Source organism: Paenibacillus sp. FA6, from assembly GCF_051550225.1.
Lineage (GTDB): Bacteria > Bacillota > Bacilli > Paenibacillales > Paenibacillaceae > Paenibacillus_AQ.
Map to the genome: position 1 here is coordinate 1,388,402 of NZ_CP188820.1, position 21,523 is coordinate 1,409,924.

Sequence of the window (21,523 nt, forward strand, 5' to 3'; positions counted from 1 at the left end):
GAAAGAATCCAAGTGAATAGAGATGCACATTAAAAGGGATAGTACTTGGTCAACAGGCAACCGTCCTTTTTTGTGTTTTGCCAAGTATCGTCTTCCTTACTGAATATTTACTAAGCTTCGTTACCTTGCGTTGAAGAGAAAGATAGGTGCATGGTACATATTGATAGCTGATTACTAATGAATAAATTTGCACCTCATAAGGAGGTAGTTGTGAAATCATGATAGAGTCGTTCGTATCCTCCAATAGCACATGTACAATAAAGTACCGCACGGTGGTCTGTTTTTTGCCGGTGTACTGACTTATCGAAATAATTTTGAAGCCGCTGCAAGTGAGATTGCCAAAAGATATCGAAATGTCAAATTTGTGATGATCTTTCCCTATGAGATTGCAAACCGCACTACGGGTTTCTCTTTAATCCGTCTCTTGGCAAGGCAGCTTACTCAAGTTGGCTATGATCTACACCATGACCAGTCCAAGCGGGTAACAAGCGTATCGCAAATCATCCGTGAGCATGTAGAAGTTTCGGATCACTTAATCCTTATCGGACAGGGCTTTATTGGGAGGGAAAGTACGGATTTCAGCAAGTTCAACTATTTGCTGTAGGGTGTCCAAAGTTTCATTTGAGGGACATTCCATACAATGACAGGTTTACATATATCACAGGCCAGAATCCGGACAGGATCACCCAAGACGGGTTCTAGGATGTACATAGGAAGGCCGGGGCGCGAAATTCAAATGGAATTTAATCCAGCTCATCAGGGATGGAAGTTTCATGCTGCGTATTTTATGAAATTGGAGTGGACGGATTCAAACCAAGTGTTCCGTTCTAATTCAGAAAAATTGGTGTCCATAATCCATGAACTGTACCCGGGAAACTAATTTATACTTAATATGTTTATGTATTTTGAAACGGGAGTAAAGGCGGAATAGATATTCATCAAAACACTAGAGAACAAGATGACTTGAGTTAGGCCAGACAAGGGTTAAAGTCATTTAAATAAAAAGACGAAGCCAATTATGGCTCCGTCTTTAGTAGGTTTGCATACCCTTTTAATCCTAGATAATAAGGTCCTTTTTACAGCTGAACTATTGCACCGAAAGTACAGTCTCTAGCTCAGGGATATATTCCTTGACCATATTTTTGAGTTCCACCAGTCCTTTAGCCCCAGCTGGTGCTTGACCTTCGGATACGATTAAGTACGGTTTGATGGTTACGGTACGCGGTAGAGTCTTGAAGGGTTCAAAGAGAACATTATAAGATTCGCTTAAGGGGTGAGCACCGATGGGCTTCAGTTGAACGCCATGTTCATCCACAATGTCATACTGAAGAGCGATGACGCCCCCGTTAGCACCCTTGTATTTCGAAGGGATAGAAGCGAGCATTTCTTCTACGCTCTGGCCCGGTTTGGTTTTGTACTCAACGGATAACTGCGTTGTGATTGGGGTGATTTCCAGCTTACTGTTCTGCAAGTTAATGTTATCGTGATGCTTGGTCTCCTCTGAAGTTAGAACGGTAACGGGCGTTGATCTTGTAACAGGCACAACGAATTGGAACGGGACATCGTAACCCTTTAACGGGACATTTACAGTCAAGTCAAACTGCTCAGGGAACTGGATAGTCTGTGTTGTTGTGCTCGGCTCATAATAAGTGCTGGTAACCTGAACCATTATGCTGGAAGCAGTCTCACCGTCCATGTGTTCGTAACTCCAGATCAGAGGCTGGCCTTTATAGAGGACCTCAAACTTATTTGCATCTATCGCCCCTTTATTGGCATCGGAAGGCGGCGAATTGGGCTCCGAAGCTAGAGTGTTTCCAGGAGTGGTTATGTTCATAAGAATTCGGGTCCCGTCAAATAACAACGTTGGAATATTCATAGTCACATTGCCATGGGTCACGCTTTGGTTTACGTTTGTGATGAAATCCTCGGCTTGTTGAACACCGGGATCTCCGTTATTTTCGCCCCATAATGAATAGATTTGTCCTAGAACCGGAATTTGCTTGAGTGCATCAGCCATTACGGGCGATACAAAGCCGGAAGCAATGAGTGTAACTCCAAGGATTGAAGCGGCTGCAGTGGAAACCCACCATTTATTAAAAGTTCTTGATACATCTATCTTTCTCTGAATGGGGGAAATGGAATTATCGGTTTCCCTGATGATTTGGTAAGTCTCATTCAGCTTGGAGCGGGCAATATCAGATAACTGATCGGGAAGTAGGCTTTGGCAGTTCTTTAATTGTTCCTCTAACTTAGTGTTCACCATGTGGCAACTCCCTTTTCTTGATTGATTTGAGATGAATGCTTTAGCTTTTTGCGGGCGCGATGAAGCCGGGTCTTCACGGCTACCGTAGAAATTTCGAGAATGTCGGAAATTTGACTGATCGGCATGTCCTGTAGGTAATGAAGGAGAATGACAATCCGTAGGTTCTCCTCAAGATGTTGAACGGCATCCCATAATTCGATTTTCTCATAATCCTTGGAAGTGGAAGGGACGTCGGGAAGCTCTCCGTAAGGGAGGGTTCTTGAGCTGCTTTTGACCATTTTGTTGCATTCATTAATCAGAATCCGGAAGATCCACGTTTTGAAAAAAGCGGGCTCTCTGAGTGTATGGATGGACTTAAAGGCTTTAAGTATCGTCTCCTGGAGGGCATCTGCGCAATCTTCGTCTTTGTTGACGATGGACCGTGCAGTTCTATATAAAGGTAACTCTATCTCTTGCATCAACTGCATGAATGCTTCAGGGTCCCCAGCTTGGGCTTTGACGACAATAGGATCTGTATGCAAGGGTTCACCTGCTTTCTTGACTAGAAGTATTAGAATGTTCGTAACGTTACATATATTAGATCGGGTAGGTAGCTAAAAGGTTACATGGAAAAAAAACCAACTGCAAGGGTTCACCTGTTTTCTTGACTAGAAGTATTAGAATGTTCGTAACGTTACTTATATATTTGATCGGGTTGGTAGCTAGAAGGTTACATGAAAAAAAACTAACGTATTCAAGGACTGCACCCCGTTTGTGAGACAGGGACCAAAAAAGGGCCAGGCAAGCAAGCTTGCGTCCGAGCTAAAAGCTCCGCACAAGCATGTTGTGATGCGGAACGCTGATGGTGCAGGCGATTACTGCCATATGGGCGCAATGCGTCTACTTCATCAGACCATCTTCGACTGGCTCCACACAACCCTGAGAATCGTTAGTTGAGCAACAAGAAAACTGCATTATAAAGGACGGTACCTGGGTAACTGGCAATTGTCCTATTTCGTGATCTACACAAGTATCGTCTTCCTTGCTGAATTTTTACTAAACACGGGATAGATCGTTTTAAAAGTGAGTAATAAGGACTAAATGGAAAGAATGACACTCAATATATTTAGATTACTATTGAGGTTGTAGCGTGCGAGCGCTTTAGCGACATAGGTAATAGAGTTTTACTGAGGATGAAACGATTGAGATTGCCTCAGATAACGGACCATTGTTAGAGGTATTGTTTGACCGCGAATTGGAAGTGCAGAAAATAATGCAGGAAATCAAAGGGGAGATACCAGAAAAAGTGTGTATAAAACCCACCCATCACGGGTGGGCCTGTTTGTTGCTTAACAAAATTTTGTTTTCTGAAAAGTCTTCTTGAAGGCAATTGGTATTTCACAGTCATTGGATGGGGGCACATCGTATAAGATTTGTTCACACTGAACACTCGACAAATGTGGTCTGCAGAAACATAGTCCATTATATTATGGGGACGAATTGGGGACCAAAACAGTCACCAAGTATCACAAAAGAACCAAAAGGATCATACGAGGGTTGCTACAAACCCTTATAGAATTAGGAATGTTCGTAATTTAGCATACTTAATCCTATCTCATCTCTATCACTGGCCGTGATGAGGTCAGGGGTTCGATCCCTTAGTTCTCCAGTAAAGTGAATTTGAATCGTTACAATGATTCCTTATCATAATAAGACTGGCAACTGCAGCCGCATACAGTTTATGAAGATTACCCAAACAACAAGTGGCTACCAGATCAAAATTGGAGGAATCCGTATGATAGCCGCTTATATATTGATTAGCATACCTTTTGGATGGATATTTATATGCCGATTGCAGCAAAATATCGCAGTATTTAGTACTATCTGAAACTATTTCATTTATAAATTTGTTCGTCGTATAGGAAAGTGAGGCTGGAAATCTTTCAATGAAAGAAGGTGGAAGCTTGAGCGATAAAGCTATTGAAATAGCAGGCAGAACAGCGATTACAAGCGGAGGAGCTTGCATTCACCAACCCTTTTGTTAATTCAATGTCTTCTTGAGAAGGGGTAGGGTCTTATCAAGAGTAAAGCGAAGATTTTATTATGAAATCACTCTTTTCACTTTTGGTATGCTTTAATCACCACAAAAAAACAAAAAGAAAGAGGGTTCCTTAAAAATCTGACCTGTGAATAATTTGGGGTGAAATTGATAAGGTTAAGTGTGTACTTTTCCCTTAAAAGTGTTAACGTTGATCTATTTGAATCAACGCAGGTAGAATAAAATCTAAGGAGAATTAGCAATGGTAAAACAATTTTGGGTCAATCTGCCGGTGAAAGACATTACTAAATCAAAATCATTTTTTGCAAAACTTGGGTTTTCTTTTACTACGGAGCATGGCAATAGTAACGAAGCGGCTGGATTAATTATCGGAGATCAGAATGTTGTTGTTATGCTTTTTGCGGAGTCCGAATTCCAAAAATTAACAAGGAATGAAATTACGGACACAAAGCAATCCACCGAAGTATTGTTTTCCGTTGACGCGGGAAGCAGGGATGAAGTAGATGAAATGGCAAAGAAAGCGGTACAGGCAGGTGGTACAATCTTTGCCGAGCCCAGAGAGCACGAAGGTTGGATGTACGGATGTGGTTTTACTGATTTGGATGGTCATCGGTGGAATGTGTTGTATATGGATATGAGTAATATACAGAAGAAGTAAGAAATAGCAGAGGAACCATCGTTTTGTTGATGTATAGCGATTTCCTTACTCAACCAAATAGGCGGGATAATTGAATCGAAATGAAAAGCGAGGGAGAGATCTGAATAAATCCCACATTATTCATAGAAAACAATAAAAAAGCGATAAACCCTTATTATACTAAGGAGTTCTCGCTTTTTTCTTTTCACTTTTGATATGTTTTAATCGCCAGCTGTTCAAGAAGATGAGGACTAATGTATTCTGTACTATGATTTAAACACATGGCAAGTTAGCAGAAGGGATTCTGAACAAGGTAATAGCTGATCCAATGCATGTATGACTTCACGAAGTAGTTACGGGTCGAATCCCGGATATAACTTCAATTTTATGAACATGGAGGGAGGACTCTTTGAAGTCCTTTCTTTTTTAATTGCCCATATAATACCATAAAGTTAACGTTGACGTTAACTGTATTCGAGGAATATAATTGATAAGAAGATGATGGAGGTGCGGTGATTTGAACATATTAAAGATTGAAGATGTGGCGAACCAAACGGGTCTGACGAAACGAGCCATTCGCTATTACGAGGATATTGGGCTGATTCGGGCTCCAGAGAGAACGTCGGGTGGCATACGCATCTATTCAGAAGAAGATGTGGAGACACTCAAGAAGATACTTCTCGTGAAAGAAGCGCTTGGTTTCTCACTTGCAGAGTTGCAGCAGTTTCTTGAATATCGTACGACGCTTGATCAGCAACGAAGTGAATACCGATCAACTGCTGATCGGGAAGAAAGAAAAGTGAAACTTGAGAATATTTTATCAAGCCTGCGAAAAGAAAAAACGATGATCGATGAAAAGATCAAGCGTATGGAGGATTTCAAAGAGGAGCTGAACAGTATGGAGAAACGTGTGCTGGACGGATTAGAGAAATTAAAGGGGTAGGAGTAATGTATGGAGACATCAAATAAACAAAGATCAACCTTCTGGACGATCCTTGTTGCTGTATTTTTCGGTAATTTTATGGCGGCGCTCAGTACAACAACAATTAATGTGGCTTTACCTGTGTTTATGGATGATTTCGACGCTAGCTTAAATACAGTACAATGGATGTTATCCGGGTTTATAATGGCTACCGGTATTATTGCACCAATTATAGGTTTTATGGGAGATAAATGGAGCTATAAGCGTTTGTACGTGTTTGCTTTAGCTGGTTTCACTATTTTCTCTGCACTATGTTCATTTGCTTGGAGCATTGAATCGCTCATTGCTTTTCGGATATTGCAGGGGCTATTCAGTGGGATGATAATGCCAACCACGATGACGATCATTTATCAGACGATTTCGAAGGAGAAGCAGGCGGTTGCGATCAGCTACTGGAGTATATCGGCCATGCTGGCTCCTGCACTTGGTCCATCCATTGGCGGATGGTTAACCGAGTTATTCGGATGGAAATCCTTGTTTCTAATGAACATACCGATCGGGATTGTCGCAGTTATTGTCGCGTTGCGTTACATTCCAAGCTATAAGTTAAGCCGTAGTAGCAAGCTTGATTGGATCGGATTTGGAGCTGTGTTGATTGGAACCACCTCACTGCTCGTAGCCTTTAGTGAGGCTCATAGTTGGGGCTGGGCAGGCTGGAGAACGCTCGGACTTGTTTCTTTTGGATTGATTATGCTTGCCCTCTTCGTGATAAGAACACTGCATATAAGCAATCCGCTTCTGAATTTACGCGTATTGACAATACCTCGATTCACCTATGGGCTGATTATTAACTGTGCTGTTACTATATCTTTATATGCTGCTACATTATTGGTACCGATCTATATGCAAAATATTAAGGGCGCATCTAGTTTTACAACGGGACTGGTTATGTTTCCAGGTACGCTAGTCATGGTGCTAGTTTCTCTAGTTGTTGGACAGCTCTACACTAAAATTGGCCCTGCGCGGCTCATATTTACAGGATTGATTCTGATGGGAGTTGCTACTTGGGCGCTTACCCATGTTGGCATGACTTCCAGTGTATTGTTCCTTACCGTATGGCTTGTCATTCGTTATGCGGGGATAGGTTTCTGCAACATGCCGGTGACCAACGCAACGATGTCAGCGGTTCCTAGAGAAAGTTCAGGTCATGCGTCTGCTGTAATGAACTGGGTCAGACAAGGAACAGCGGCATTATCGATCAGTTTGTTTAGTTCGATTCTGTCATCACAGACGCTAGCACATTTGAAGTCAGGCGAGGTGTCACCAAACGTCGCACTTTCGCTCAGTATCCAAGATGTGTTCCTGATTGGAACGATAATTATTATTGTTACTATGCCGCTTACTTTGTTGCTGCGTAAGGGTAAAGCCGAGGAAACAGAGGCAGCTCTAGTGAATTAATAGGGATAGTATTAACGATAATAATGTTACTTGATCAAAAAGCGTTCTCCAGAAACCTCTCTGGAGAACGCTTTTTATTTAAAATATAAGGAAGTATAAGTTTCATTTGATACTCTATTCCTTATATTCCCGCTGAAACGGGTCCCGTCTTTGAAAAAGGACGGCATAGCCGTTTCTACTTGTTCGCATGAATAGTTATTACAAAGCTGTACCTACAACGTTCGTTCCATTCTTCGTGATCTTATAGGAAATAACATCACCATTCCAGAAGTGGAATTTCAAAGTCACATCGCTGTCTTTTACATCTTTAAAGAAGTTCGGAAGCAGCTTGATCTCTTTAGTATCATAAGAAGGTGTGAATGTATAACCGAATTCTTTGAATGAAGTCCAGTCCTGTGGACCTGCATTGCTTCCATCTGGATATACGGCTTCCATAGTGGCAAGCTGATTGCCGTTAAAGGTAGTTGGAATGGCAAAAGCCTCGGTTGTACCTTTTGCGTTGCTGAATTTAACTATGTCTGACACTGTCAGTTTCAGCTTCCAAGTTACGCCTTTGTTGAATTTGACAGTGAAACCGACCTCTTCACCTATTTTCTTGGAAGCGGTGAGTGCAGAAAGCTTGCTTGCCTTTAAGGTAAGTACTTCGCCTTTCAAGGTGTAGTCTTTTCCTTCAATCAAATATTTATTATTAGCACTAATCGTTTTGAATTTATTACCGTTCAGATTGAGATTAACGTTCGTGTCTTTCATTTTAGAATTTTTGTTAAGGAAGATTAGGTCAGATTCAAGCGTTGATGAACGTTCCTTCAAACCTGACATCAAGATGTTATGTAGCTCAGGATCTGACCACTTATGAGTCGTGCGATTTAAATGCTGACCGTTATCCCAAAGCATGGTCGCAATCTTTTTCTCTTTGGAATAATAGGTTAGGTACTCGAAGAATTTCAGCTTCTCACCTTGTTCAATAACGCCTGTATCTGTATCGAATCCAAGTAGGCCGAATTCGCCGACAATTACCGGAATACCCTTAGCAATAAATGTGCTGTATACGTTATTAAAAGTTTGGGTAATATCGTTCTTTGTATCTTTATCAAATGTGGTGTGACCCGCAATATTCACGCTAAATGGCCAGAAGCCATAGTAATGGACGGTTGCGATTAGGTTTGGATCGTTCAGAGCTGTGATGGTTTTGTAAAGCGCATTCATTCTTTCTTCCGAAGGAGTAGTTTCCAATGAAGGCAGGACCAGTGGTCTCTCTGCATTGTTGCCACCGGATTTACGGACAATGGTATGGAAGGAAGTATTAAGTTCGACTAGCATTTCTTCCATCTTTGTCTCATCCGTGCTTCCTCCATCAGTGAAGCGTGGCTCATTAATGCTCTCGAACATCAGCTTGTCCGATTGATCCTTGAAGCGATCAGCAATTTGGGTCCAGGCAGCGTTATAACGTGCAAGCACTTCATCATGTTTCTCTTCCATGTGGCTTACCCACAACCAAGAGTCATGATGGATATTAATCATCACATACAGGTCTGCATCTAGCGCCCAGCCAACCACTTCTTCTACACGATCGAGGTAGGCTTTTTCAATAGTATAATCTGGTGCCTCACCGATGTGATTATCCCATGTGATGGGAAGTCGAATACTTTTATAGCCTTGTGCGGATATTTGATTAATAAGCTCTTTGGTTACACGCGGATTACCCCAGGATGTTTCATCGTCACCTGTTGCGTCTAATGTATTGCCGAGATTCCATCCAGGCTGCATGTTGTCTACATAGGATTGCATCTTACTTTTGGGCGCTACCTTAGCTTGTTGCTCATCTGTGGGAGCAGCGGCAGTAACAGATGAGAATAGAGAGAGTAGAAGGGCAGTGACAATGGTGAGTGATAAGAAAGATTTGTGCATTTTCGTAGTCATTGAGTTCTCCTTTGGTAGATAAATTTTGAATACATAAATATGGCCTTGATTCGGAACGGGCTGTTTCGATAACGTTTTCATAAAAAAATTGAAAGTTATGAAAGCGCTATCCAATTAAGATTAACATAGAATATTTTCCAAAAATACCATGCTAATTTGTAAGGAAATCATATGTAAATTAGTGATAACCAAAATTGGGAATTATAATGGGCTGAATCGGTGGGAATAGAAGACAGATAAACTTTTACTATTATATTTTTCCATGAGATAATATAATGAACGCAATCGCAACTATGATTTGAAAGGGATAAGGGATAAACAATGAATAATTACAAACTAACCATTCAATATGATGGTGGACGGTATAAGGGTTGGCAACGTCTGGGAGATAATGAAAATACGGTTCAAGGGAAAATTGAAAAGGCCATATCAGAAATGATAGGTCGACCGATTGAAATCATTGGATCAAGCAGGACGGATGCGGGGGTACATGCTCTTGCTCAAGTAGCTAATTTTAAGATGAGTGAAAATATGACTGAATCTAAAATGATGAGTATTTTGAATAGTTATTTACCCCAAGATATTAGCATTCGTGAGGTTATTCTAGTGGATGATCGTTTTCACGCTCGCTATCATGCAAAAGATAAAACTTATTTGTATAAAATATGGAACGAGGCATATAGCCATCCCTTTATGAGGAAATACAGTATGCATGTTAGGAAGAAGCTGGATATCGAAAAAATGAAAAGAGCATGTCAGTATTTCATTGGTGAACATGATTTTACTGCTTATTCGAATGCCAAGTCTAATAAAAAGACTATGGTGCGTGAAATTTATTCTCTAGAACTAGAAGAGGTTGCAGGCTTTCTCGAATTGCGTGTGTCCGGTAATGGATTTCTTTATAATATGGTTCGCAAGATGATTGGAACGCTGATCGAGATTGGTTTGGGAGAGATAGAAGCGGAAGAATTACCAACCATTTTACTCTCCAAGGAACGAGTCCAAACGGGTGGCATGGCGGATGCAAGTGGGCTTTACTTGGAGAAGATTAATTTTTAGGATTTTGTAGGAATAATAACGATTGAAAATGTGATAACCTTGAAAAATATCGGAATCATAAATCAGATATGAGTCATCTAGTAATATGATCTTGTTTTATCTAAAAAGGCTGACCAAATGGTCAGCCTTTTTAGATATAAGAAAGTAATCAATATGGATACTCGAAACGGTAATATGAACATTACTTATGGTTTCGAACCTTAGTACGATGTGCTGCCACCCGAATCATAAATGCAGCTATAAAAAGGATGATGGTTGCAGTTGCCAGGACAACAACAAAAGACTTATCAAAAGCGGTTTGTGCCATTTCAATGAGAGTGGCTCCAGCTGTAGCTGGCAGGTTTTCTGCTACAATAAGTGCTTCGTCCAGGCTGTCCCGTACGATCGGCGAGACGGATAGTCCTTCAGGAAGAACGAATGAAGCGGTATAGACGAGCGATGAAAGACTTCCCAGAAGCGTAATGCTTAGGGCACTACCGAGCTCGAATGATACTTCTTCAATGGATGCGGCCATTCCTGCTTTCTCGATTGGGACATTAACCATAATCGAATTAGAGGCGGCAGTCATCGCTCCCCCAAGACCTGCTCCCAGAACCATTAAGGCGATGATCTGTATGATTATATTTCCGTTATGGAAGAGCAGAAGGGCACCCATTCCCAATCCAGAGACAAATAAACAGATCCATTGTACTTTCATCGTATCAACTCGATGCAATACCATACCGATGAGTATACCTGAGATAAAGGAAGCTATCGGGGTAAATATAATGAACAGACCCGCCTCTAGGGGAGAATATCCAAGAACAAGCTGAAGCCGCTGGGTGACGATTAATTCCATTCCAATAAGTGCGAAACAGGATAGTAGAGCTGTGATTACACCTGTCGTAAAGCGTGAATCTTTGAATAGGCTGAAATCGATTAATGGATTAGCACTTTTGCGTTGACGGCGCACAAATATGATCATCGCTATGATTCCAAGTATGGCAGAAATCAAAGCGATGACAGTTGAACCTTCGCGTCTGCTGATTTCCTTAATTGCATATACGAGGCCAACTAGACCGATCATAATCTGGACAGAACCTATGAAATCCCATGTTTTGGGCACATGCCCTTTACGGTTCGGGATTAGCCAGACTGCAAAGATTATCGCGATAATCACGATTGGAATATTGATGAGAAAAACCGAGCCCCACCAGAAATGTTCCAGTAATAAGCCGCCAATGAGTGGTCCGATCCCAGCTCCAGCAGATGAGACGGATGCCCAAACGCCTATGGCCAGAGAGAGCTCGCGCGCATCTGTAAAAGTAGTACGAATGATGGAGAGTGTTGCAGGCATCATCATCGCTGCACCAACAGCAAGCAGGGTACGCGCAGCAATAAGTACGGATGGTATCGGCGCGAAGGCTGCCATCAGCGAAGCGATCCCAAAGATGGCAAGTCCGATAACGAAGAGCTTCTTATGCCCAAGACGATCTCCTAGTGTACCTAGACCGGGCAATAGCCCAGCCATGACGAGTGGATAAATGTTAACAATCCAAAGTTTCTCCGAAGCGGAAGCAGAAAGATCATGCGTTAGCTGCGGGAGAGCTGTGTAAAGTACCGTCATGTCGATGACGATTAGTAATAGGGCGCTGGACACAATCGCCAGCACAATCCAACGTTGAAGTTTGGACAAATGAAATGTAGACATTAGTAATACTCCTTAGTTAACTATTCAAGTTTTGTGTCTTGTAAGGTATGATGATGAACTATAGGGTAACCCGATAGTCAAGAGGAGTGAATTTAAATGTCTACGGATGTTGATCAATACTTTACGACGAGTGAATTTGCCAAGGTATGCGGGGTAACGAAACATACGTTATTTCATTATGATGACATTGGTATATTAAAACCGGAGATCGTTAAGGACAACGGATATCGTTATTATTCGTACAAGCAGTTTTATACCTTCGATATTATTGCAGCTTTGAAAGAGACTGGAACCCCATTGAATGAGATAAAAGCGTATATAAACAATCAAAACACAGCGCATTTTTTAACAATGCTCAAGCAAAAACAGCTGCAGTTGGTTGCAGAACAAAAAAAGTTAGAGCGAATGCAGAGACTTTTACAGGGAGCCATTGATAATACGGATCGTGGACTTCATGCTAAATGTGGAGAGCCTTGGATCGAAGAATGTGAGGAAGAGTATTTCATTGCAGTGAGACTTTCGAAGGAAAAAGGCGAAAAGGATCATGTTCGAAAAATATATGATATTTTTGATTATTGCGACGAACACCTTATCGAATATGACTTTTATATCGGTGCGATTATTTGTAAATCTAATCTGGAGGAAGGGGTCTATGATCCCGATTATTATTGCAATAAAATCAGCTATGAACATAACGGAGAGTTACAATATATCAAGCCAAAGGGTAAATATGTGATCATGAATCATAAGGGATCTTACGAAAGTTTACCTGCGTCCTATGAGAAGCTAAAGTCATATATTACCGCTAGTAATCTGACCATTACTGGCAACGCATACGAATATGATTTACTTAGTTATATAGCTGTTGGGGATCCAGATAAGTATGTCATTCAAATCGCGATTCAAATATAGATTAGGTGTCTTTCTCCAACTTTTTTCAATCCTGATCTTAACGCTACATTGATCTTTACATACCTTGTTGATAATGAAAATTCTCTTATGTTTGAAATAAACGATGTTAAGACCTTCACGGTTACGTAAAAATTGTAAATTTAACTTGTCTATCATACTGTTGTTTCGTATTAATAAAAGATTACTTGTGTGCTTGTGTGCGATATCGTAACGTGGCTAAGGGAATCTATCTTTTCAGTAAAACTACTGAATGGTATGATAGAAAGCGGGGTGAATATGAATATGAAAATCAACAATAAGACAACCAATGAGGAAGTAAACAATAATCAAGAAACCATTTCTGAAGAAAACATGGTTGAGCTCCTAAAGGCTGTTCATCATAACGGCATCGTTTCTTTGAAAAAGCATTTCAACGAAGTCCAAGGACAAGTTTTGAATCTGGAAGCTTATGGTCCGGTTTTTGTTTATCATGTGAAGGATGACTCGAATGATATTTATTCCTGTGGTTTTTTTCTGCGAGAGTTAGTTGCAAGGTTCCAGTCGGGCAATGATCCTGCAATTTGGATGGCTTCTTACTTCTTTGAACTGATGAAGAATAAGGGAGGCAAAGCCCTTCCACAACCAGCTTCAAGCGAAGACGAAGCGAAAGCAATCATAGACAAGGTGTTAGTTCCCAAATGTATTGCAGAAGTACGTGAGGAATTTGCTCCGGAGGAAGTTCATGCGGGTTTAGCTTGGAACCAAGAGCAAGGTCCGATCTTCGAAGCTGGATTCCCAGCGATAAAAGAAGGAAATAACGTGTGCGCATTCCCATTACATCTATTGTTCACACATTTACAATTAAATCGGGACCCTGCAGAGCTGCTAGTTCAAGGCTTGTACAAGATCCGAAAAGAACATGGTATGGACTAAGATGTGCTGAGCATGTACGTCCACAGGAGGTTTCTTTCATAAAGGGGAGGTATTACCTTGGTAGTACCTTCCGAATATATGCTGTTTGCCTATCTGTAACGGATTACTGTTGGTTAATGGCGTCTTTCTCCGATTTCTTTAATCCTTTGAACACCAAATCATAAGAATGATCAATCATTGTGAATAATTCTAGTTCTGGAATGGAATCATCGATCAAGATGGTGTTCCAGTGGTTTTTGTTTAAGTGATATCCTGGAGTGATCGAAGAGTATTGTTGTCTTAAGTTTTCAGCTATAAATGGATCGCATTTTAAACTGATAGTTAGCTGATTATTATGGTAGGCAATTAAAGCAAACATTTTTGAGGTAACTTTTATTACAAGAACATCGTGACCGAAAGGGTAATCCTCTAGGCTGCTCTTTTTTGACAAACAGTAACTGGATAATGCTTTTATGTCCATGATCATCTATGTCTCCTTGAGTTAATCTAATTGCTAAATGTACAATTCAATCAAATGAATTACCACTTCATATTGTGCCTTTATTCTGCGAGGAAGAAATGGCATGCAAGTATCATATTTGTTAATTTTACATTGTCTAGATGAACTAAATCAAGCAAATAAAGCATTGGTAGAGAAAGTGAAAGATCATAGTTATGCCTACCCGAAAGGTTGACTAACAAAAGAACCGGAGAAAGCACTCGATGCTTTCTCCGGTTTTGGTTATTTTATTACTATTGCTCAAAGAGTATATTGTACATTAACCTTGCGCTTTCTGCGCGTGTTGCCGAATCACCAGGAGCGAAGATATTCGCGTCCTTTCCTTGGATCCAGCCTAGGCTTAGCGCGATTTGTACAGCTTCTTTCGCCCAATCACTTACTTGAGACTTATCTGCGAAAGTCAGCTCATTTGAAGTCTGAGGTAGAGTATTCTTATTTGTCTCCCATGCACGCACAAGAATAAGGATCATTTGTTCGCGTGTAATTTCTTGGTTTGGGTTAAAGTGTTCGGCATCGCTACCATTGATAATACCTGCTGCGGAAGCGATTGCTATTGAATCGCTATACCATGTATCGTCGGCGACATCTACAAAATGCTGTGCCTCTCCTTTGTTGTCTGTGAAGTCGAATGCACGAACAATCATAGATACGAATTGTGCTCGTGTTACAATATCATTCGGTTTGAATTGTTCAGCGGATACACCGTTCACAACATGCTTCGCGCTAAGAGTGCGAATGGCTGCATCGGCCCAATGGTTGCTCGGTACATCCGAGTACGATTGATTCCACTCCAGGACGGCATAGTTTCCTGTTTGATACAGATCCGCTTGGATTTTGCCATTCACTACTTTTCCACCTACATATTCCAACGTACCATCTGTAAGAATGCGGTAGATACCTATAAATCTTGTATCTGCGTCTTTATCTACATTCAGCTCCAGCTTAATGGGATTAATCAACTTACTATAAGGTAATTTCTTTCCATCTTTAGTTACTGCTGCAAGATCAACGAAAGCGATGTCACCTGCAAGAGTTACGGAAACTCCTGCACCAGGAGACACTCGATCCATCTGACTGCTGCTTTTTGCTTCATTAAGCTTTTCTAGCGTAATAGAGACTTGTGCGCCAGTATTGCCAGCGGCAATTTCAAGTAGGGCATTAGCAGTAAACTGAAGTGTAGCGCCACTAGCATTGACTGCTAGAATACTATTTGCTAATAGTTTTGCAGCATTAGTCGGAAGTAGAAGCTCCTTATTACCATGTGACAAGGATACGTTTACTTTGCCGTTAGTCGGTTTCAATTGTTCACCAGTAATGATTTGTTGACCATCTTTAACTACTGGCTTCACCGGTTCTGTATTAAAGCCACCTGGAGATGGAGGGTCTACCGGACCCACGGGATCAATAGGGCCTACAGGATCTGTAGGGTCTACAGGGTCTACAGGGTCTACAGGGTCTACAGGGTCTACAGGGTCTGTAGGGTCTACAGGGTCTGTAGGGTCTACAGGGTCTACAGGGTCTACAGGGTCTACAGGATCTACAGGATCTACAGGATCTACAGGATCTACAGGATCTGAAGTAACCTCAACGTTCAATTGAGCGGTCTTGCCGCTATACGCTACGGTAACCGTTGCGCTACCTTCTTGGAGAGCGAATACTTGGTTGCCTTCAATCTTCACAATATCCTGTGGTTCTGCACTCAATACCACCATGGACGATACATCTTCAACGAGTGGTCCATAAACGGATTGGGTAACGACCGTATGGCTATCGCCAACTTGTATGCGAATGTTGTCTGTGTTTAACGCAAGCTTCGTGAAGCTATGAACGTTTATCGTTGGTAATTGCACGGGTGTGCTCGAAGCCACTAATGGTACATCAGCTATTACCGTGTAATGATGTGGTCCTGCCTCAGGAGCTGGGATCGTAATGGTAACAGGCGTCTCTCCTGTACCAATTGCTTGTGCGACTATTGTGTCCTCCTCAGTCACGATGATGACGGTGTTCTCCGTTGCTTTCACAGAAAGCGTCACATCATCGCCTTCTTTAATGTCTGCTGCAGTAGCTTGTGCGCTCACAACAGGCACTTCTGAAGGATTAATAATCGTATATGCAGAAATGTCATCGTAATAGACGGTAGCTACCCACAATGGTGAGCAGAACAAGACAAGTCGCATCTCTACAGCATTCTCAGGAACAGTTATATTCGCTTCAATAGGAATCCAGCTTTTCTGGGGTCCTTCAATATGTTTATTCTCAGTCGCTGTGACCTTTAATTCTTTGCCGGCTACATCATAGAAACGAACGCCTACAGATGCGCGGCTCATACTGAACGGAGTGTCAGAACCCGGTTTTGGGAATGAACCGTCGAGATACATATTAAAGTTTACTGTATATGCTCTGCCTGGTTTCACCTGAATAGGATCGGATTTCAGCTCGACAGTATCTGTAGTACTTGAATCCACAATTTTAACGCTTGTATTGCCTTCAACTCTTTTCTCATTCGTTACGATTACTTCTGCTAAGCCTTCCTTGAAGCTTGTAATTTGCCAGCCGGGGATGGAACCATCCTTATTGACCTCTTCGAAACTAGCATTTTTAATGTCCAGATACTTTCTAGATGGACCTTCCGGTTCTCCGGCAGGAGCATCGGGCTTCACAAATGGACCATAACGAAGCAACTTTGTTGCATCTGCGACATAGAGATTGTCGTTCTCATCCAATGTAAACAGACTTGCCTTTTCGCGAATTAGCGTAAAGCCCATTGTCTCTGGATCAATGACGACCAGCTTGCCAGCCGCATCGGAGTAAAGTAGGCCGTCTTTGCTGAAACGTTGATGAACTGGACGCCATTTGCCATACACTCTTACATCTGGATGAATATTTCTCGATTTCACAATCTCACGTGTCTCAGGATCAAAAGCGAATACTATACCATTAGCAGCCGCCCAGATCAGACCGTCTGGTCCGAGCACCAGTCCGCTGATCATCTGTAGACTTGAGATTCCTTCAATATTTGGTTCCCATTCGTGTAGCTTCGTCTTCGTTGCCATGTCCCATACGAACAGTTTGGCGCGAGCGCCGGCAGGTGCTTCTCCGAGACCGCCTGCAATTGACGTCGATCCGAAGATCAAGCCGTCTTTGTAAAGCAACCCGGTAATACTTTGATCCTGTACAATATGGCGGAATACTTCAAACTGCGGTTTCCCATTTTCGGCAGATGCAACCGGATCATAAATGGTTAATGCGCCGCCGTTCTGGGAATATCCAGGAATCGTGCCAAGCAACAGCTTGCCGTCAGCTTCTGTAACAATAAATGGACGGTCCTGATCCTCACCGATGTTAAATTTGATGGGTGGTGCTACTGTCTTCGAAAGCGGCTTAGTTGTATCATATTCGGCAATTTCGGCCTTCGGATACAAGCCAAAGTATACTTTGTCGCCTACATGTCCAATACCTTCAGCTTGACCCAATGGGAATACTGTGAAGTTCCCCGTAGCAGGATCATACTGAGCGCCTTCGGAATTAAGGTAAGTACTCAGATATAGCTTGCCGTCAGGTCCTGTTTCAAGTGCCTGAAGATTGATGCCCTGACCGTCCACCAATAGCTTCATTGATCTATTTTTCTGAGTCTGGGGATCGAACAGTATCACTTTAGCATTAAATGAAATAGAGGCCATTACACCGTCCGGGAAATCAGGTTGATTCGGTAAATTAATCCATTGGCTATGACGAATACTTCCATCAAACGGCATAATAGCCCGTTCAGTCAATGTAGCCAAATCAATTTCCCACATCATCGCATCTTTCTTGCTTGTGTATACTTTACCGTCTTTATAGCCAGTAGCAGCTTCTACACCACGAATATCCTTAAAAGCTGCACTTGTCCACTTATCATTATCCAGGTCATACACCTGCATAATCGATGGTCCGTTGTAGAATGCGAATAAATAGTTCTCGTGAATATTAATGCTATATACGAAGCCCATAGCATTATATTTGCCTGCATATATTTCGTCCGTTGGCGTACCCGGAAGCTCTAGTCTCGTCTTATCATTTAGCGGCGATGTTGTACTGATTTTCCACACGCGACCATTGGTTGAGCCTGTACCCGCATAGATGTAGCCATCATGATAGGCCATACTGCGAACATAAGCCTCCATATTATCGAGCGGCCCATTTAGAAAATCCGTTATTTTCAACGTCTGTGCATCAATGCGAAAAATACGACTCTTGGCGCTCTCGGAGTAAATACCGCCATAAACATTGCCATGCTCATCGGCTGTAAGGGACCAGACGGAGCTGGAACCTGCGAGCGGCACCCCTAGGTCAGTTACTTGTTTCGTATTAGGAGAGTAAACAAACATTTTATTGGAGGCGCCAATAAACACTCGACCATCCGGTGTCATGACATGGGTCCAAGCATTTGATGTACCCTCAAGTTTAAAGGAGCGAAGTAGTACCTCATTGTCAATATCAAGCACACTGAAGGTTGCATAATCGCCTGCTGAAGCGCTACCTGTTACAGTTGTATACGCGACATTAACTCCATCCTCTTGACCGAATTCAACGTCAAGTGACTGTGCTGTTTGAACGGGTGCACCTAAATCAACCGGCTCATTGGACTGTCCTGTAGTTAGGTCGGTCGCTGCCGATGCAACTGGAGCAGCACCAAACAATCCTACTACTAATGATAAAATCAATACACAAGCTACCCATGAACATTTTTTCAAAATGAAAGACCTCCCATTTCTCATGTTAATAATCCAACCATGAACGTATCCGTTATGGTAAATTACCCTGCATAATGAACATAAAGAAGGGGGGGGAGTTTGTAAAGAAAGGGCTTTCATTTACTTCGCTATATTCCACATTGATGTTGATAGATCCGTTAAAGGCCTATATGTATGAGTTCTTAGACTTCGGAAATACGTAAAGAGGTGGAATATAACAATATGACCAAATGAAGTTTGAAGTAGAAAAATTATTGTTTAGGTAAGTATTGATCGGAGATGTCGTGTTGAAAATTTGCATAAAGCAACGATACGGGTGCTTTATACATGAACTGTACAATTACCGATCAGACTAAGGGAACAAAGGTGAAGGTGAAAGCCCGTCATCCAGGTTGAGTAAAAACAGATATGGGTGGTGAACATTCCCCAATGGAAATTCATGAAGGAGCGCAAACAACGGTTTCATTGGCGATATTCCATCAATAGCTTAAATTAGAACGGAAGAGATCTCGTTTTTTGATTTTGTTACAGCACACCACACATGTGGAGTGTCTAATATTGATGGTACGAAAAGAGATGTGACAGTACCGCTCAAGGAAGTTGAAAGATAGGCAGACGAGTCACTTTGACTGCTGCGTGAGGATTGAAAGGCTGAAAGATTGATGAATAAAAGGATGCAGGCGATTTGCAAAGCTAATAATTTAGTGCGATCCTTGAGAAGATAAAAAAGATATTATTAAAATATTGAGGTTTAATAAAAGGTGAGGGTTTATGTTATGCCAAAAAACGATAATATGTTGGCAATTCTATGGATGCTGAATTCGGGCGTAAAATTGACTGCAAAACAAATATCTGAAAAGTTAGAAATAAATATAAGGACAGTTTATCGGTATATTGATGCACTATGTACCAGTGGAGTGCCTATAATATCCGACACAGGTCATAATGGCGGGTATAGCTTGCTGAATAATTTTATCAGAGCACCTCTGCTATTTGATATTGAAGAAAAAAAGGCACTCCTTCATGCTGCTGTTTTTGCAAAAGAAGCCGGATACCCTTTGAGTGATGCATTAGGCAATGCAACATCAAAATTGAAAATGTATTCGAATCAGGAGCAGGAAACTATACTTAGCCGTCATTTAGCCGGATTTGAAGTTATAAACCGCATGGGAGACCCTTCTGTTCAGCCGGTATTGGCGGAATTGGAGCAGGCTGTAGCAAACGAATTCTCTGTAGAAATTGATTATCGCACAAGCCGTGAAGAACAACATAAGAATAGGGTGATAGACCCCTATGGAATGGTTTACTGGAACAATAAATGGTATACAGTTGCATTTTGCCACCTAAGGAATGAGGTCCGCAGTTTTCGGGTAGAACGGATTCTACAAATCAAGCGAACTCAACTCATATTTAAGCGTTCCGAAGCTTTTTCGACCCGTGAATTTTTTATGAAAAACCAGTTACCTGATTTAGTGGGCAAGGACGATTTAGTTTCTTTAATTATCGGAGGCACGTCAGGGGCATTGGATGACTTATGCCTGCATTGGTTTTTGGGGCATCATCTGAAAGAGCGGACATCAAACCAAGCAATCTTTTTACTTGAGGAACAATCAATTCATACATATGTCCCTTATCTTCTCCTATCCTACGGGAAATCGATTCAAGTAATCGAACCACAGAGTTTGAAGGAAAAACTTGTTGCTGTTGCGTCGGAGTTAATAGAATATTATCAATGTTGATAGCTTCACTGACAGCAGATGTCAGTGAAGCTATTTTATAATGATGATAATCATTGATTACCGATAAATCGTTGGTATAACTTGATGAATTGTAAAATAAGGAGAATTTGCAAATGAATAATACAGTATATCTTTATGTGTTTGACACAATGGCAGACTGGGAAATAGGTTACTTAACTGCCGAACTGAACTCGGGGAGATATTATAAAAAGGGGCTGGCTCCATCAAAAATAGTTACCGTGGGAATTGAAAAGACTACTGTAACTACAATGGGCGGATTGAAAATACTGCCTGACATCAAACTGGATGAGTGTAGCATTAAAAGCACAGATGCATTGATTTTACCCGGTGGAGATACATGGACAGAAATAATTCACCAACCGATCTTAAAAATCGTTGAGAGGTGTTTAAAGGAAGGTATATTGGTTGCGGCGATTTGTGGTGCTACAATGGCACTTGCCCAGACAGGATTGCTGAATTCACGTCAGCATACAAGCAATGATCTGGAATATCTTAAAATGATCTGTCCCACTTACAAGGGCGAAGAGTATTATAAAATGGAGTCTGTTGTAACTGATGGAAATTTGATCACTGCATCTGGAATAGCTCCGTTGGAATTTTCTGTCCACGTCTTGAAAGCTTTGGATGTATTTTCTTCAAAAACATTAGATGCCTGGTATAGTCTTAATAAGACTCATGAATCCAAATATTTCTATGAGTTGATGAATTCAATCCAATGAA

Annotated in this window: 15 protein-coding genes; 9 read left to right on the forward strand and 6 right to left on the reverse strand. The window is 41.5% G+C overall.

Going from position 1 to position 21,523, the window contains the following annotated elements; genetic code table 11:
- The first annotated feature begins 250 nt into the window (after positions 1–250).
- Positions 251–604: a hypothetical protein gene (locus tag ACP8HI_RS06400; protein WP_438350285.1), complete on the forward strand. Its 354-nt coding sequence runs from the start codon at positions 251–253 to the stop codon at positions 602–604.
- Between the two features lie 483 nt (positions 605–1,087).
- On the opposite strand, the gene ACP8HI_RS06405 is transcribed toward ACP8HI_RS06400, so the two are convergent.
- Positions 1,088–2,263, reverse strand: coding sequence for a DUF4179 domain-containing protein (locus tag ACP8HI_RS06405; RefSeq protein WP_438350286.1), 1,176 nt, complete (start codon positions 2,261–2,263; stop codon positions 1,088–1,090).
- Entirely contained in the window at positions 2,257–2,784 is a 528-nt protein-coding gene (locus ACP8HI_RS06410; protein ID WP_438350287.1) for an RNA polymerase sigma factor, read from the reverse strand. The genes ACP8HI_RS06405 and ACP8HI_RS06410 overlap by 7 nt, the downstream gene beginning before the upstream one ends.
- A gap of 1,758 nt (positions 2,785–4,542) precedes the next feature.
- Here ACP8HI_RS06410 and ACP8HI_RS06415 point away from each other — a divergent pair.
- The 3 genes from ACP8HI_RS06415 (at position 4,543) to ACP8HI_RS06425 (ending at position 7,318) form a co-directional block, all read left to right on the forward strand.
- Positions 4,543–4,959, forward strand: coding sequence for a VOC family protein (locus ACP8HI_RS06415; protein WP_438350288.1), 417 nt, complete (start codon positions 4,543–4,545; stop codon positions 4,957–4,959).
- A 496-nt stretch (positions 4,960–5,455) separates the two neighbouring features.
- Positions 5,456–5,881 (forward strand): MerR family transcriptional regulator, encoded by a 426-nt coding sequence (locus ACP8HI_RS06420; RefSeq protein ID WP_438350289.1) that lies wholly within the window; start codon positions 5,456–5,458, stop codon positions 5,879–5,881.
- A 9-nt stretch (positions 5,882–5,890) separates the two neighbouring features.
- Positions 5,891–7,318 (forward strand): MDR family MFS transporter, encoded by a 1,428-nt coding sequence (locus ACP8HI_RS06425; RefSeq protein WP_438350290.1) that lies wholly within the window; start codon positions 5,891–5,893, stop codon positions 7,316–7,318.
- A 198-nt stretch (positions 7,319–7,516) separates the two neighbouring features.
- Here the strand turns inward: ACP8HI_RS06425 and ACP8HI_RS06430 are convergent, their stop codons facing one another.
- On the reverse strand, positions 7,517–9,238 hold the full coding sequence (locus ACP8HI_RS06430) for a cellulase family glycosylhydrolase (RefSeq protein WP_438350291.1): 1,722 nt from the start codon (positions 9,236–9,238) through the stop codon (positions 7,517–7,519).
- 321 nt (positions 9,239–9,559) lie between these two features.
- On the opposite strand from ACP8HI_RS06430, the gene truA reads away from it, so the two are divergent.
- Positions 9,560–10,297 carry a tRNA pseudouridine(38-40) synthase TruA gene (truA, locus tag ACP8HI_RS06435; RefSeq protein ID WP_438350292.1) on the forward strand — a complete coding sequence of 246 codons (738 nt, stop codon included), beginning with the start codon at positions 9,560–9,562 and terminating at the stop codon, positions 10,295–10,297.
- 181 nt (positions 10,298–10,478) lie between these two features.
- Here truA and ACP8HI_RS06440 read toward each other — a convergent pair whose 3' ends face one another.
- On the reverse strand, positions 10,479–11,987 hold the full coding sequence (locus ACP8HI_RS06440) for an MFS transporter (RefSeq protein ID WP_438350293.1): 1,509 nt from the start codon (positions 11,985–11,987) through the stop codon (positions 10,479–10,481).
- A gap of 96 nt (positions 11,988–12,083) precedes the next feature.
- On the opposite strand from ACP8HI_RS06440, the gene ACP8HI_RS06445 reads away from it, so the two are divergent.
- The gene (locus ACP8HI_RS06445; protein WP_438350294.1) at positions 12,084–12,899 is read left to right on the forward strand and encodes a MerR family transcriptional regulator; all 816 of its coding nucleotides are present in this window, start codon (positions 12,084–12,086) and stop codon (positions 12,897–12,899) included.
- Between the two features lie 282 nt (positions 12,900–13,181).
- Positions 13,182–13,811 carry a hypothetical protein gene (locus ACP8HI_RS06450; RefSeq protein ID WP_438350295.1) on the forward strand — a complete coding sequence of 210 codons (630 nt, stop codon included), beginning with the start codon at positions 13,182–13,184 and terminating at the stop codon, positions 13,809–13,811.
- Between the two features lie 103 nt (positions 13,812–13,914).
- On the opposite strand, the gene ACP8HI_RS06455 is transcribed toward ACP8HI_RS06450, so the two are convergent.
- On the reverse strand, positions 13,915–14,271 hold the full coding sequence (locus ACP8HI_RS06455; protein ID WP_438350296.1) for an MmcQ/YjbR family DNA-binding protein: 357 nt from the start codon (positions 14,269–14,271) through the stop codon (positions 13,915–13,917).
- 272 nt (positions 14,272–14,543) lie between these two features.
- Positions 14,544–19,043, reverse strand: a complete 4,500-nt coding sequence (locus ACP8HI_RS06460; RefSeq protein ID WP_438350297.1) for an S-layer homology domain-containing protein — start codon at positions 19,041–19,043, stop codon at positions 14,544–14,546.
- A gap of 776 nt (positions 19,044–19,819) precedes the next feature.
- On the opposite strand from ACP8HI_RS06460, the gene ACP8HI_RS06465 reads away from it, so the two are divergent.
- Both ACP8HI_RS06465 and ACP8HI_RS06470 read left to right on the forward strand, forming a co-directional pair.
- A complete protein-coding gene (locus tag ACP8HI_RS06465; RefSeq protein ID WP_438350298.1) occupies positions 19,820–20,782 on the forward strand; it encodes a helix-turn-helix transcriptional regulator in 963 nt (320 codons plus the stop codon).
- Between the two features lie 113 nt (positions 20,783–20,895).
- Complete coding sequence (locus ACP8HI_RS06470; RefSeq protein ID WP_438350299.1) at positions 20,896–21,522, forward strand: type 1 glutamine amidotransferase family protein; 627 nt, start codon at positions 20,896–20,898, stop codon at positions 21,520–21,522.
- Position 21,523 lies beyond the last annotated feature (1 nt).

Bases quoted from the DNA above. Each gene is read 5' to 3' on its own strand.
- ACP8HI_RS06400 (WP_438350285.1), top strand. From the start codon at position 251: ATGTACAATAAAGTACCGCACGGTGGTCTGTTTTTTGCCGGTGTACTG.
- ACP8HI_RS06405 (WP_438350286.1), bottom strand. From the start codon at position 2,263: ATGGTGAACACTAAGTTAGAGGAACAATTAAAGAACTGCCAAAGCCTA.
- ACP8HI_RS06415 (WP_438350288.1), top strand. From the start codon at position 4,543: ATGGTAAAACAATTTTGGGTCAATCTGCCGGTGAAAGACATTACTAAA.
- ACP8HI_RS06425 (WP_438350290.1), top strand. From the start codon at position 5,891: ATGGAGACATCAAATAAACAAAGATCAACCTTCTGGACGATCCTTGTT.
- ACP8HI_RS06430 (WP_438350291.1), bottom strand. From the start codon at position 9,238: ATGACTACGAAAATGCACAAATCTTTCTTATCACTCACCATTGTCACT.
- truA (WP_438350292.1), top strand. From the start codon at position 9,560: ATGAATAATTACAAACTAACCATTCAATATGATGGTGGACGGTATAAG.
- ACP8HI_RS06440 (WP_438350293.1), bottom strand. From the start codon at position 11,987: ATGTCTACATTTCATTTGTCCAAACTTCAACGTTGGATTGTGCTGGCG.
- ACP8HI_RS06445 (WP_438350294.1), top strand. From the start codon at position 12,084: ATGTCTACGGATGTTGATCAATACTTTACGACGAGTGAATTTGCCAAG.
- ACP8HI_RS06450 (WP_438350295.1), top strand. From the start codon at position 13,182: ATGAAAATCAACAATAAGACAACCAATGAGGAAGTAAACAATAATCAA.
- ACP8HI_RS06455 (WP_438350296.1), bottom strand. From the start codon at position 14,271: ATGGACATAAAAGCATTATCCAGTTACTGTTTGTCAAAAAAGAGCAGC.
- ACP8HI_RS06465 (WP_438350298.1), top strand. From the start codon at position 19,820: ATGCCAAAAAACGATAATATGTTGGCAATTCTATGGATGCTGAATTCG.
- ACP8HI_RS06470 (WP_438350299.1), top strand. From the start codon at position 20,896: ATGAATAATACAGTATATCTTTATGTGTTTGACACAATGGCAGACTGG.